At 63.8% G+C, this 12,722-nt stretch carries 8 protein-coding genes; 6 read left to right on the forward strand and 2 right to left on the reverse strand.

From position 1 onward, the window contains the following. The first annotated feature begins 4 nt into the window (after nt 1-4). The 5 genes from miaB (at nt 5) to B5G16_RS07510 (ending at nt 7,436) form a co-directional block, all read left to right on the forward strand. On the forward strand, nt 5-1,354 hold the full coding sequence (miaB, locus tag B5G16_RS07490; protein ID WP_087262839.1) for a tRNA (N6-isopentenyl adenosine(37)-C2)-methylthiotransferase MiaB: 1,350 nt from the start codon (nt 5-7) through the stop codon (nt 1,352-1,354). 36 nt (nt 1,355-1,390) lie between these two features. Beyond that, nucleotides 1,391-2,896, forward strand: a complete 1,506-nt coding sequence (locus tag B5G16_RS07495) for a DEAD/DEAH box helicase (protein ID WP_087262841.1) — start codon at nt 1,391-1,393, stop codon at nt 2,894-2,896. A gap of 34 nt (nt 2,897-2,930) precedes the next feature. Beyond that, the gene (locus tag B5G16_RS07500; RefSeq protein WP_087262844.1) at nt 2,931-3,542 is read left to right on the forward strand and encodes a Crp/Fnr family transcriptional regulator; all 612 of its coding nucleotides are present in this window, start codon (nt 2,931-2,933) and stop codon (nt 3,540-3,542) included. A 53-nt stretch (nt 3,543-3,595) separates the two neighbouring features. Further along, complete coding sequence (locus B5G16_RS07505; protein ID WP_087262846.1) at nt 3,596-4,744, forward strand: acyltransferase family protein; 1,149 nt, start codon at nt 3,596-3,598, stop codon at nt 4,742-4,744. A 136-nt stretch (nt 4,745-4,880) separates the two neighbouring features. Continuing rightward, nucleotides 4,881-7,436, forward strand: coding sequence for a beta-N-acetylglucosaminidase domain-containing protein (locus B5G16_RS07510; protein ID WP_087262848.1), 2,556 nt, complete (start codon nt 4,881-4,883; stop codon nt 7,434-7,436). A 273-nt stretch (nt 7,437-7,709) separates the two neighbouring features. On the opposite strand, the gene der is transcribed toward B5G16_RS07510, so the two are convergent. Both der and B5G16_RS07520 read right to left on the reverse strand, forming a co-directional pair. Continuing rightward, nucleotides 7,710-9,014, reverse strand: a complete 1,305-nt coding sequence (gene der, locus B5G16_RS07515; protein ID WP_087262850.1) for a ribosome biogenesis GTPase Der — start codon at nt 9,012-9,014, stop codon at nt 7,710-7,712. Nucleotides 9,015-9,160: 146 nt separating this feature from the next. Then, entirely contained in the window at nt 9,161-11,272 is a 2,112-nt protein-coding gene (locus tag B5G16_RS07520; protein ID WP_087262852.1) for a cation:proton antiporter, read from the reverse strand. Nucleotides 11,273-11,562: 290 nt separating this feature from the next. Between B5G16_RS07520 and B5G16_RS07525 the strand changes: the two genes are divergently transcribed. Further along, nucleotides 11,563-12,720 carry an MFS transporter gene (locus B5G16_RS07525; RefSeq protein WP_087262854.1) on the forward strand — a complete coding sequence of 386 codons (1,158 nt, stop codon included), beginning with the start codon at nt 11,563-11,565 and terminating at the stop codon, nt 12,718-12,720. Nucleotides 12,721-12,722 lie beyond the last annotated feature (2 nt).

Consider the following 12,722-nt stretch of genomic DNA (forward strand, 5'->3'; position numbering starts at 1 on the left):
ACGAATGGAATTGAATACGAATACACTGCGCCCCCTGCAAGGGGACGGAAAGAAACTCTTTGTCGAGACCTACGGCTGCCAGATGAATGTCGGCGATACGGAGATCGTGGTCTCGCTGATGCAGCAGGAGGGATACGTCTATACGGAGCGGATCGACGAGGCGGACATCATCCTGATCAATACGTGCTCGATCCGCGACAACGCCGAACAGCGCATCTGGGGCCGTCTGGCCGAGATGCGGGGTCTGCGCCGCCGACGCCCGGGGCTGATTGTCGGGATTCTGGGCTGCATGGCCGAGCGTCTGCGCGAGAAGTTGCTCGAAGGGGCTTCGGGCGTGGATATCGTGGCCGGACCGGATGCCTACCGCGACCTGCCGCGCCTGGTCCGCGAGGCCGAGGCGGGCGGCAAGGGGGTGAACGTGCTGCTCTCGACCGAGGAGACCTACGCCGAGATCGCCCCCGTGCGGCTGGACCGCAACGGCGTGAGCGCCTTCGTGGCGATCATGCGGGGCTGCAACAACTTCTGCTCCTACTGCGTGGTGCCCTATACGCGGGGGCGCGAGCGGAGCCGCGATACGGCGACGATCGTCGCCGAGGCGCAGAGCCTCTTCGACAACGGCTACCGTGAGGTGACGCTGCTGGGGCAGAACGTCAACTCCTACCGTGCGGGCGACGTGGATTTCCCGGAACTGCTGCGGCGCGTGGCGTCGATTTCGCCGCTGCTGCGCGTGCGGTTCGCGACGTCGCACCCGAAGGACATGAGCGACCGCCTGCTGGATACGATGGCCTCGATGCCGAACATCTGCCGGTCGATCCACCTCCCGGCACAGTCGGGCTCGACGGCGATGCTCGAACGCATGAACCGCAAATACACGCGCGAGTGGTACCTGGACCGCATCGCGGCGATCCGCCGGCGGATGCCCGACTGCTCGATCACGACGGACCTGATTGCGGGCTTCTCGGGCGAGACCGAGGAGGAGCATCGCGAGACGCTGTCGCTGATGCGCGAGGTGGGCTACGACTTCGCCTACATGTTCAAATATTCGGAGCGTCCGGGGACCTTCGCCGCGAAACACCTCGGGGACGACGTGCCCGAGGAGGTGAAGTCGCGGCGTTTGCAGGAGATCATCGCCTTGCAGAACGAACTGGGGCTGGCGAGCTACCGCCGCGACGTGGGCCGGGAGTTCGAGGTGCTGGTCGAAGGGGCGTCGAAGCGCAACCCGAACCAGTTGTCGGGACGCACGTCGCAGAACAAGGTGGTGGTCTTCGACCGGGGCGACCACCGTGTGGGCGAGTACGTGCGGGTGCGGATTACGGGCTGCACGGCGGCGACGCTCTTCGGCGAGGCCTTATGATGGAATGAATGGAAAAATATAAAAACACGAAAATCGATGCGTTTTGACGAACTGGACCTGGAGGATGAGATCCTCGACGGTCTTGAAGATATGAACTTTTACGAGATGACGCCCGTGCAGGAGCATACCATCCCGGTGATCCTCGAAGGGCGCGACCTGATCGGCTGTGCGCAGACCGGTACGGGCAAGACGGCGGCCTATACGCTTCCGCTGCTGAACCGGCTGCTGCTGGAAGGGAATCCGGACAACGTGGTCAAGTCGCTGATCATCGTGCCGACGCGCGAGCTGGCGCAGCAGATCGACCAGCAGTTCCAGGGCTTTTCGTACTACGCCCCGATCTCCACGACCGTCGTGTACGGCGGCGGCGACGGCAAGGGCTGGGACTTGCAGAAGAACGGCATGCTGAACGGCGCCGACGTGGTGATCGCCACGCCGGGGCGGATGATCGCCCACTTGCAGAACAGCGGCGTGGACCTCTCGCACGTGGAGTACCTGATCCTCGACGAGGCGGACCGGATGCTCGACATGGGATTCAGCGACGACATCATGAAGATCATCTCCTACATGCCGCGCGAACGGCAGACGATCATGTTCTCGGCGACGCTTCCGCCGAAGATCCGCGAGCTGGCGAAGACCATCCTGCGGAACCCCGCGGAGGTGAACATCGCCATTTCGAAGCCCAACGAGGCGATCGACCAGTCGGCCTACGTCTGCTACGAGAGCCAGAAACTGGGTATTATCCGCGAACTGTTCGCCGAACCCTCGGAGTCGAAGACGATCATCTTCTCGTCGTCGAAGCTGAAAGTCAAGGAGCTGGCGCACACGCTCAAACGCATGAAACTCGACGTGGCAGCGATGCATTCGGACCTGGAGCAGGCGCAGCGCGAGGAGGTGATGCTGAATTTCAAGAACAACAAGGTGAAGATCCTTGTGGCGACGGACATCGTGGCGCGGGGTATCGACATCGAGGATATCGGGCTGGTGATCAACTACGACGTTCCGCACGATCCGGAGGATTATATCCACCGCATCGGCCGCACGGCGCGTGCCGCGGCGACGGGCAGCGCCATCACGTTCGTCAACGAAGAGGAGCAGGGCAAGTTCCACCAGATCGAGAAGTTCATCGAGCGGGAGATCCGCAAGGCGGAGCTTCCGGCGGAGGTGGGCGAGGGCCCGAAGTACGAGCCGGAGGAGGGTCGCAGGCGGGGTGGCCGCGGGGGCCGGAGCCGCAGCAAGGGCGGCGACGGGCGCGGTCACGGACGTGGACGTCGCGACCGCCTGCGCGACAAACCGCGCGGCGGTTCGTCGCGCGATGCCCGGCCGGAGGAGGCTTCGTCGCGCGGGACAGCCGCGGATGCCAACGCGCCGCAACCGGCCGCAGCATCGAATCCGTCGCTGAATCCGTCCGCTCCGGGCGCGCAATCTCCGGAGGGTGAGAAGCCGCGCCGTCGCCGCCATCGCGGCGGACGCCGCCACCGCCGGGGCAAAGGAGACTCGGGCGGCGGAGCGGCTCCGGCATCCGGCGGTGAGACGGCGCTTTGACTTCCCGTGAACGAATTTCCCGACAGCGATCCGCATGACGAACATCATCGAAGGCATGAAATCCCTGTGCCCGATCTCCGAGGCGACGATTTGGGCGCTGGTCGAACGGGTGGAGCCGTGCTGCTTTCCGAAGCGTTTCCGGTTTGTTTCGGCCGGGGCATGTGACGGATTCGCCTATTTCATCGAGCGGGGCATGACCCGCTCGTTCTGGATGGTCGACGGCGAGGAGATCACAACCTCTTTTTCGACCGAGGGCGGCATCGTTTTCAGCATGGATGAACTCTATTATGGACAGCCGAGCGAGGAGTTTGTCGAAACTCTCGAGGAGGTCGAAGCCTATCGCATCCGTCTGGACGACCTCCGGGAGCTCTTTGCCACGAATATCGAGCTGGCCAACTGGGGGCGGATCATCCACCAGAATGAGTACCGGCGCCTGCACCGTTCGCACAAGGAGCGCCTCACGCTTCCGGCGCGCGAACGCTACGAGGCTTTCTGCCGACAGTTTCCGGACGTGTGCCGGCGGGCGCAGTTGGGGTATATTGCCTCGTATCTGGGAATCACGCTCCCGACACTGAGCCGGATCCGAGCCCGAAAACGGGATTCCGAACGGCGGATTTTGTCGCAGGACAAGTGCCGGAATGCGTAAGTTCCCTATTTTTGCTCCGTCACAGGAAACCCATCCGAAAAATGAAGGCATCTATGCAAACGATCTCCTCTGCCGCGTATGCGGATACGAAACCTCACTACGAACTGTTGGACGGCCTGCGCGGCGTTGCGGCGCTGGTCGTGATCTGGTACCACGTCTTCGAGGGCTTTGCCACGAGCCCCGTGGACCAGCGTTTCAACCACGGCTATCTGGCCGTTGATTTCTTCTTCATCCTCTCGGGCTTCGTTGTCGGCTATGCCTACGACGACCGCTGGAAGCGGCGGACGCTCTCGTTCGGGGGCTTCATCAAGCGGCGTCTGATCCGCCTGCACCCGATGGTGGTGCTGGGGGCGGTGCTGGGGGCCGTGACCTTCTGCATTCAGGGGCGCGTGCAGTGGGACGGCACGCCGGTGGCCTTTTCGTCGGTGCTGCTGGCGCTGCTGTTGAGCCTCTTCCTGATCCCGGCCCTGCCCGGCTCGGGACCCGAAGTGCGGGGCAACGGCGAAATGTACCCGCTCAACGGCCCCACGTGGTCGCTCTTCTTCGAATACATCGGCAACCTGCTCTACGCGCTCTTCCTGCGCCGTCTTCCGACGCGCTGGCTGGCGGGTTTCGTCGCGCTGACGGGGATCGGTCTGGCGGCCTACGCCGTGGGCAACGGCTCCGGATACGGGCACCTCGGCGTGGGGTGGACGCTCGCGGGCAACAACCTGCCGGGCGGTCTGCTGCGCCTGTCGTTCGCCTTCCCGATGGGGCTGCTGCTGTCGCGGCTCTTCCGGCCCGTGGCCGTGCGGGGCGCCTTCTGGATATGCAGTCTGGCCGTCGTTGCGCTGCTCTGCGTCCCTTATGTGGGCGACGGAACGGCTCCGTGGATGAACGGACTCTACGATGCGGCGTGCGTTCTCGTGCTCTTTCCGCTGCTGGTCTGGCTCGGCGCTTCGGGCCGGGCCTCGGACCGGGGTACGGCGGGTCTCTGCAAGTTCCTGGGCGACATCTCCTATCCGGTCTACGTGATCCATTACCCATTCATGTACCTCTTCTACGCCTGGCTGTGGAGCGGCGGACGGATCCCCTTCGCGCAGGCGTGGCCGGTTGCCGCGGGGATCTTCGCAGGTTCGATCCTGCTGGCCTGGGGAGCGCTGAAATGCTACGACGAACCGGTCCGGCGGTGGCTGACCCGCCGGTTCCTGACCCGGCACTGACCCGGCGGCGATCCGCTGCCGGCCGTGCCCGGCCCGGAGTCCGGGGCAGTTCCTTCCCGATCCGCCGCTGTCCGACCCGTTGCGGCCCCTCCCGAAAACCTTTTGAATCCGATAGCAAACCAAACCAACCCAATCCATGAATACCTTGAAACCCATTTGGTGTGCCGGCCTGCTCTTCCTGACGCTGGGCGGCACCTTGTCGGCACAGGAGACCGACTTCGACCTCTCGGCGCAACGCTCCGAAGTACAGGAGGTGGCGCCCGTCCCGGGCCACAAGCGGGACCACGGCGGCATCGTCGTCAACCCTACGCCTCACCGGATGCAGCTCGACACCCTGCATCGGCTCGACATCTCGCAGGGCCTCCGGCTGAAAGACCGTCAGCGCTGCTTCGACGATGACCTCGGCTTCGTGCGGCTTGCCGCGAAGGGACCGCAACTGGACATCGACTTCGGGGAGAAGGCCGCAGCGCGCCGCGGCGTGAAGAGCGTCTCGGGAGCCTATGCGCTCGACATCGACGCGAAGGGCGTGCGGATCGTCGGCTACGACGAGCGCGGCGCCTTCTACGGCATCCAGACGCTCCGCCAGCTGCTCGAAAGCCCGGCCACGGCCGGTGTGCGGCTGCCTTACGCGCGCATCGACGACCATCCGGACCTTCCGAACCGCGGTGTGGTCGAGGGCTTCTACGGTACGCCGTGGTCGCATGAGGTGCGCCTGTCGCTGATCGACTTCTACGGACGCTTCAAGATGAACACCTACCTTTACGGACCGAAGGACGACCCCTACCACAGCTGCCCGAACTGGCGGCTTCCCTACCCGGAGCAGGAGGCTGCGCAGATCCGCGAACTGGTCGAGGCGTGCCGCCGCAACCGGGTGGACTTCGTCTGGGCGATCCATCCGGGCCAGGACATCCGCTGGGACGAGACCGACTACCGGAATCTGGTCGGCAAGTTCGAACGGATGTACGATCTGGGCGTGCGGTCGTTCGCGATCTTCTTCGACGACATTTCGGGCGAGAGGACCGATCCGCGGAAGCAGACGGCGCTGCTGAACCGCCTGATGGAGGAGTTCGTCGAGGCGAAGGGCGACGTGGCGCCGCTGACGGTCTGCCCGACGGACTATTCGCGGCTGTGGGCGAACCCCACGCCGCAGGGGAGCCTGGCGATCTACGGCGAGACGCTGCACCCGGCGGTGAAGGTCTTCTGGACGGGAGACGTGGTGTGCAGCGATCTGACGCGCGAAACGCTGTCGTGGGTCAACAGCCGGATCCGGCGCCCGGCCTACTTCTGGTGGAATTTCCCCGTGACGGACTACGTGCGTCACATCGTCCTGCAAGGCCCGACCTACGGGCTCGACACGACGCTCTCCGAGCGGGAGCTCTGCGGCATTGCCAGCAATCCGATGGAGCACGGCGAGGCGTCGAAACTGGCGCTCTACGGCGTGGCGGACTACGCCTGGAACATTGCGGCCTACGATGCGCTGGACAACTGGGAGCGCGGTTTGGGCGTGCTGGTTCCGGAGGCGCGCGAGGCCTACCGCACCTTCGCCATCCACTCCGCGGACACCGAGAACGGCTACCGCCGTGCCGAGTCGTGGGAGACGCGGACGTTCCGGCTCGACGAATGGACGGATGCGGCGGCCGCGGCGCTCCGTGCGGAGTTCGAGCGGGTCGAGCAGGCTCCTGCGATCCTTGAAGCGAAGTGCTCCAACCGCGCGCTTCTCAACGAGTTGCGGCCGTGGCTCACGGAGTTCGCGAAGCTCGGCGCGCGCGGCCGCCGGACGCTCGACCTGATGGAGGCCTACCGTGCGGACGGAGACGTTGCGACGCTCTGGGCGCAGTACGCCGACAACCGGATGAGCGATGCCGACCGCCGCAGCTACGAAGCCCACCGCTCGGGAACGATGAAACTGCAACCCTTCTATGAAGAGGCCATGGAGGAGATGGGCCACGGCCTGCTGACACGGCTCATGGGCGCCGCGCCGATGACGCTGCGCGGCATCGGCTCCTTCGCGAGCGCGCGCACGCCGCAGACCCGGCTGATGTTCGACAACGACTCCACGACCTTCTACACGTCGGGCATCGCCCAGAAACCCGACGACTGGATCGGCGTCGATCTGGGCGGCGTGCATGATGTCCGGGAGGTGTCGATCCTGCAAGGGCGCAACTCGACCGACGACGTCGACTATTTCGACCACGCCGTGCTGGAATACTCGGCCGACGGGCGGACGTGGCACCCGCTGCTCGACGAACTGACGCGTCAGTACGTCATCCGCTGGACGGGCGAGGCGGTTTCCGCCCGCTATGTGCGGCTGCGGCGGCTGGATTCGAAACGCACGAACTATGCGGCCATCCGCACGTTCGAGGTCAATCCGCTGCGGGTTGCCGATCTCGGTTTTCCGCTCGAAGCCGACGATGCGGCCGCAGCGCTGCGGATGTTCGACGGACGCCCCGACACGTCGTATGCCGTCGACGACACCCTCACCTTCGGACTGCTCCCCGGCACGAAGAGCTGCACGCTGCTGATGGGCCGTCCGGCCTCGCCGGTCGAGGTGGAGCAGCTGGCGGCTGACGGCGCCACGGTGGTTGCGCGGAGCGTTGTGGCGGATCCCTTCTGCCGGATCGAGGTGGCGGAGGGGGCTGCGGGCATCCGCGTGAAAGGTGCTGCGGAGATTTTTGAGATCGTGATGCGGTAGGCTGCCGGTCGGTGCCTGCTGACCGCCTGAATGAAGCAGAAGCCGGGGTTTATGTGCCCCGGCTCCTGCTTTTGGGAGGATGTTCCGGCTGTTGTTTGTCCGGATTCGCAAGAGACATTGTCTCGCCGGGATTTTTCGGAGGTTCGAAACCGCCCCTTTAAGAAAGGTCCGGTTCTTAACCGGGCGCCCATAGAACCGGTTTTTTAAACCGGTAGGGGGATTGTCTCGCCGGGATTTTTCGGGAGCGAAATCGTCGGCTTGGCTATACGGATCTTACTTCTGCCGGAAATAGATCTGCATCGGAACACCCGAAAAATCCCAGTGGTCGCGGATGTTGTTTTCGAGGAACCGGCGGTAGGGCTCCTTGATGTACTGGGGCAGGTTGACGAAGAACGCAAACTGCGGCGTCGGCGTCGGCAGCTGCGTTACGTATTTGATCTTGATGTACTTGCCCTTGGTTGCGGGGGGCGGGTAGTTCTCGATCAGCGGCAGCAGGAAGTCGTTGAGCTCCGAGGTTGCGATGCGCCGCTTGCGCGACTGGTAAACCCGGATGGCGGTTTGCAGCACGTCGAGAATCCGCTGCTTGTTCAGCACCGAGGTGAAGATGATCGGAATATCGTTGAACGGCGCGAGTTTCTTTTTGAGGAACTCGGTCCACTCCTTCATCGTGTTACTCTCCTTCTCGATCAGATCCCACTTGTTGACCACGATGACGCATCCCTTGCGGTTGCGGACGATCAGGTTGTGGATGTTCAGGTCCTGGGATTCGAGCCCCTGCCGGGCGTCGAGCATCAGGATGCAGACGTCGGAACTCTCGATGGCGCGGATCGACCGCATCACGGAGTAGAATTCGAGATCCTCCATCGTCTTGCCCTTCTTGCGCATGCCGGCCGTGTCGACCAGGTAGAAGTCCATGCCGAACTTGTTGTAGCGCGTGCGGATCGAGTCGCGCGTGGTCCCGGCGATCGAGGTCACGATGTTGCGCTCCTGTCCGAGCAGGGCGTTCGTCAGGGAGGATTTCCCGACGTTGGGACGTCCCACGACGGTGATGTGCGGCAGGTCGTCCTCCTCCTCCGAGGTGGCGTCCGCGGGCAGTGCCGCGAGGATGGCGTCCATCAGGTCGCCCGTGCCGCTCCCGGACATCGAGCTGATGCAGAAGGGGTCCCCGAGCCCGAGGGCGTAAAATTCATGGGAGTTGAATATCAGGTCGTTCGTATCGACCTTGTTGCAGACGAGGATCACCTTCTTGGAGGTGCGCCGCAGGATGTCGGCCATGAGCATGTCGAGGTCGGTGATCCCCGTGCGGACCTCCACGAGGAAGAGGATCACGTCGGCTTCGTCGATGGCCAGCAGGACCTGGCGTCGGATCTCGTCTTCGAAGATGTCCTCCGAATTGACGGTATAGCCGCCGGTGTCGATGACCGAAAATTCGCGTCCGTTCCAGTCGGTTTTGCCGTAATGGCGGTCACGCGTGGTGCCGGCCGTCGCATCGACGATGGCCTTTCGTTCACCGACGAGGCGGTTGAAGAGGGTGCTTTTTCCGACGTTGGGACGTCCGACGATTGCTACGAGGCTCATGTTCTTCTCCGTTCTTTGTTGCTGTTGGAGTGCAAAGATAGCGCAAATCCGCGAGGGTAAAAAATTTTTCGTGCAATTTGCGGCTCGGGATCTCCCCTCCGGGAACCGACGCCTCGCATCCCGGGGCATTTCCGGCATTCCCGACCCTATACCCGGATGTAGCGGCTCTCGGTGTCGCCCGCCTGCACGGGGTAGAGCAGAACGGAACTGTATCCGGCGAAAAGATGTTCGAGCAGCGACGGGATACGGCTCATCGAGGGGTGGTAGGAGACCCGGTCGCGGCGGCTCATCACGAACCACAGGCAGTCGTCCTCACGCACGTCGTGTTCGAGCGACGGAATGTCGTCCCACTGGCTGAACGGCACGTAGTCGATGTTGGCCGGGAGTTTCCGCCCCTTCGGCCGGAGGTAGGCCAGCGTGCTCTCGGGCGCCAGGATGGAGATCCGTGCCCCGGAGTTTCCGGCCAGCAGGCGGATCCGCCGCAGCCACAACTGGAACCCGGCCTCCTGCTCGGCCTTTTCGGGCACGACGATCAGGTGGCGCTTGATCGTCGTAATGGGCTGCACGGGCCGGTAGAGGAACGTCGTAACGTTGCTCTGGGTGAGGATATCCACGGCCATCTTCCCGATCGCCGGGCTGGGCGGTCCGGGAATGCCCGGGATGCCGGGGAGCGCCGGAACCACGGGGGCCGTGAGGTGCATGCCCATGACGATGTCGGTGATGTTGCGCTCGCGGGCCACGCTCACGATGGCATTGGTGATGTTCACGTCGTAGCGGAGCAGCTCCTGCAAGTAGATGTCCGCTGCCGCTGCGGCCGTGGCTGCGGCCGACAACACCTTCCGGGCCCGTTTCTCCACGTTCGGGTCGTCGGCCTTGTTGTCGATGGCGTGCAGGGCGTAGAGTCCGTTGGGTTCGCCGGCGCGTTTGAGCATCGAGCTCAATCCGACCAGTTCGTCGGCCGACTCCTCGTGGGCTACGGGGATCAGGATGTGGTCCTCCTGTGCGGGGGATTTCTCCTCGGAGGTCTGCTGCGTCTGCCGCACGGCAATGTTGTGCGCCCCGCGCTGCGTGGCGAAGGTCGAGACGGTGCAGGTGGCCAGGATCATCAGGATCGTGCCGTTCAGTACGCTTTCGTTCAGCAGCCGGATCGGCTCGCCCCCGGGCGTGTATCCCAGAATGACGTTGTAGCCCACCATCACGGCGGCGAGCGTCGCGGCGACATGGGCCGAACTCAATCCGAAGATCACGGTGCGCTGGTCGGGCGAGAGACGGAAACTCTTCTGCGTGAGCCACGCCGCGATGTACTTCGCGGCGGTGATCAGGACGATCATGACGGCGGCGACTTCGAGGCTCTCCCAGTCGCGGAAGAAGGCCCGGTAGTCGATGAGCATGCCGACGCCGATCAGGAAGAAGGGGATGAAGATGGCGTTTCCGACGAACTCGATGCGGTTCATCAGGGGCGAGGTGCGGGGGATGAGGCGGTTGAGGGCGATTCCCGTGAGGAAGGCCCCGATGATGGGTTCCAACCCGGCGAGCTGTGCCAGGTAGGAGCCCAGAAAGACCATCGCCAGCACGAAGATGTACTGCGAGATGTTGTCGCTGACCTGTTTGAAGAACCAGTGCGCGAGGATCGGGAAGAGGACGACGATGATGGCGATGCAGAGTGCCACGGAGCCCGAAAGCCGCCACCAGAACATGTCGTCGACGTTTCCCGTGGCCATGCCGACGATGACCGTGAGCAGCAGCAGGGCGAGCGTGTCGGTGATGACCGTGCCGCCGACGGCGATGGTGACGGCCTTGTCGCGGGCGATTCCGAGTTTGCTGACGATGGGGTAGGCGATCAGGGTCTGCGAGGCGAAGAGCCCGGCCAGCAGGATCGAGGAGTAGATCGAGAATCCGAGGACGTAGTATCCGGCAAGGATTCCGAGGGCCAGCGGTACGCAGAAGGTGTAGAGTCCGAAGACGAGGCTTCGCCAGCTGTTGCGGCGGAAGTCGGACATATCCATGTCGAGGCCCGAGAGGAACATGATGTAGAGCAGGCCGGCCGTTCCGGAGAGGATGATGCTGCTGTCGCGCAGCACGAGGTTCAGGCCGTGGGGGCCGATCACCGCGCCGGCGATGATGAGTCCCAGCAGGTAGGGGATTTTGAGCTTGTTCAGCAGCAGGGGCGCTGCGAGGATGATGACCAGAATCAGCAGGAATTTCAGAATCGGGTCTTCGAGCGGCAGCGTCAGGTCGATATGTGCGAACAGGAACATGGAGGGCGCGGGTCTCAAAATTGAAAACAAATATAGGAAAAAAGCGGGTTAAAAACAAGAGCAGGGGCGGGTTTTGTCGTGCGGTCCGGAGCCGGAGGGGCCTTTCCGAAGGCTTCGTGGGGAGGGTTCGGGGCTTTGGGTGAGACACTTCCGTGCGGGACACCGCCGTGTCGTCCCGCATCGCAAAAACCATGCAGGACACACCTCCGAGAAAATATCTGCACGGACGACACGGTTTTTGCGGAAAAAAACGTAACTTTGAAAAATCGGAAAAACGCAAATTTCGACGGATGACTCAAAATACGACTCCCGGAAAACTCCTCGGACCCGTCCTGGCGGGCTTCTTCATCATGGGTTTCTGCGATCTGGTGGCCCCGATCTCGGGGCGTATCGCCGCGGATTTCCCCGCCGGACAGCAGGGTGCGGTCAGCTTCCTGCCGACGATGGTCTTCCTGTGGTTCCTGGTGCTGTCGACACCCGTTGCTGCGCTCATGAACCGCTGGGGCCGCAAGGCCACCGCGCTGCTCGGATACGGATTCACCTGCATCGGCATGCTGGTCCCCTATGCCGCCGGCGCCGACTGCGCGCTGGGTTGGTATTTCGCCGGATTCGGGCTGCTGGGCATCGGCAATACGTGCGTGCAGGTGGCCGTGAACCCGCTGCTGGCGACGATCGTTCCCGGCGAGCGGATGACGAGCTATCTGACCGTCGGACAGATCTTCCGCAACACGTCGCTGCTGCTCCTGGCGCCGCTCGTCACGGGACTCGTGGCCTGGACGGGATCGTGGCGTCTGCTGCTGCCGATCTATGCGGCCCTGACCGTCATCGGCGGCGTATGGCTGCAACTGACCGCCATTCCGGAGCCCGCCCGCAAGGAGCATGCGGCAGGCATGGCGGCCTGCTTCCGGCTGCTGAAAAACCGCCGGGTGCTGATCCCGGCGCTGGGCGTGGCGTGCTTCATCGCCGGCGACGTGGGGATCGGCTTCCTCTCGGTGCGGCTGATCGATGCGCCGTCGTCGATTCTCACCACGACGGGCTTCTACGCCTGCCGCATCGTCGGGACGCTGGTCGGCGCCTGGGTGCTCGTGCGCCTCTCCGATACGAAATACCTCGCCTGGAACATGGCCGGCGGACTGCTTCTGGCGCTGGCGCTGGTCTTCGTGCGCAGCGAGGCGGCGATCTATACGGCCGTCGGGCTGCTGGGCTTCGCCATGTCGTGCGTCTTCGCCACGTTCTATGCCGTGGCGACGAAGGCCGTTCCGGAACACGCCAACGAGGTGGCCGGGCTGATGATCATGGCGATTTCGGCCGGGGCCGTCTCGGGACCCGTGTGCGGGGCGGTGATCCGCGCGACGGGGAATCCCCACGCCGGCATGCTCTTCGTGGCGGCGTGCCTGGCCTACATGCTCTGGGCGGCGCTCCGTCTGCAACGTGACAAGAACAAATGAAA

Origin of the sequence: Alistipes sp. An66 (genome assembly GCF_002161445.1) — a bacterium.
Classification (GTDB): Bacteria; Bacteroidota; Bacteroidia; order Bacteroidales; family Rikenellaceae; genus Alistipes; species Alistipes cottocaccae.

What these genes read in the sequence shown, in the direction of transcription:
- B5G16_RS07500 (WP_087262844.1), top strand. Translation starts at nt 2,931, where the DNA reads ATGACGAACATCATCGAAGGCATGAAATCCCTGTGCCCGATCTCCGAG.
- B5G16_RS07495 (WP_087262841.1), top strand. Translation starts at nt 1,391, where the DNA reads ATGCGTTTTGACGAACTGGACCTGGAGGATGAGATCCTCGACGGTCTT.
- B5G16_RS07505 (WP_087262846.1), top strand. Translation starts at nt 3,596, where the DNA reads ATGCAAACGATCTCCTCTGCCGCGTATGCGGATACGAAACCTCACTAC.
- B5G16_RS07510 (WP_087262848.1), top strand. Translation starts at nt 4,881, where the DNA reads ATGAATACCTTGAAACCCATTTGGTGTGCCGGCCTGCTCTTCCTGACG.
- B5G16_RS07520 (WP_087262852.1), bottom strand. Translation starts at nt 11,272, where the DNA reads ATGTTCCTGTTCGCACATATCGACCTGACGCTGCCGCTCGAAGACCCG.
- miaB (WP_087262839.1), top strand. Translation starts at nt 5, where the DNA reads ATGGAATTGAATACGAATACACTGCGCCCCCTGCAAGGGGACGGAAAG.
- B5G16_RS07525 (WP_087262854.1), top strand. Translation starts at nt 11,563, where the DNA reads ATGACTCAAAATACGACTCCCGGAAAACTCCTCGGACCCGTCCTGGCG.
- der (WP_087262850.1), bottom strand. Translation starts at nt 9,014, where the DNA reads ATGAGCCTCGTAGCAATCGTCGGACGTCCCAACGTCGGAAAAAGCACC.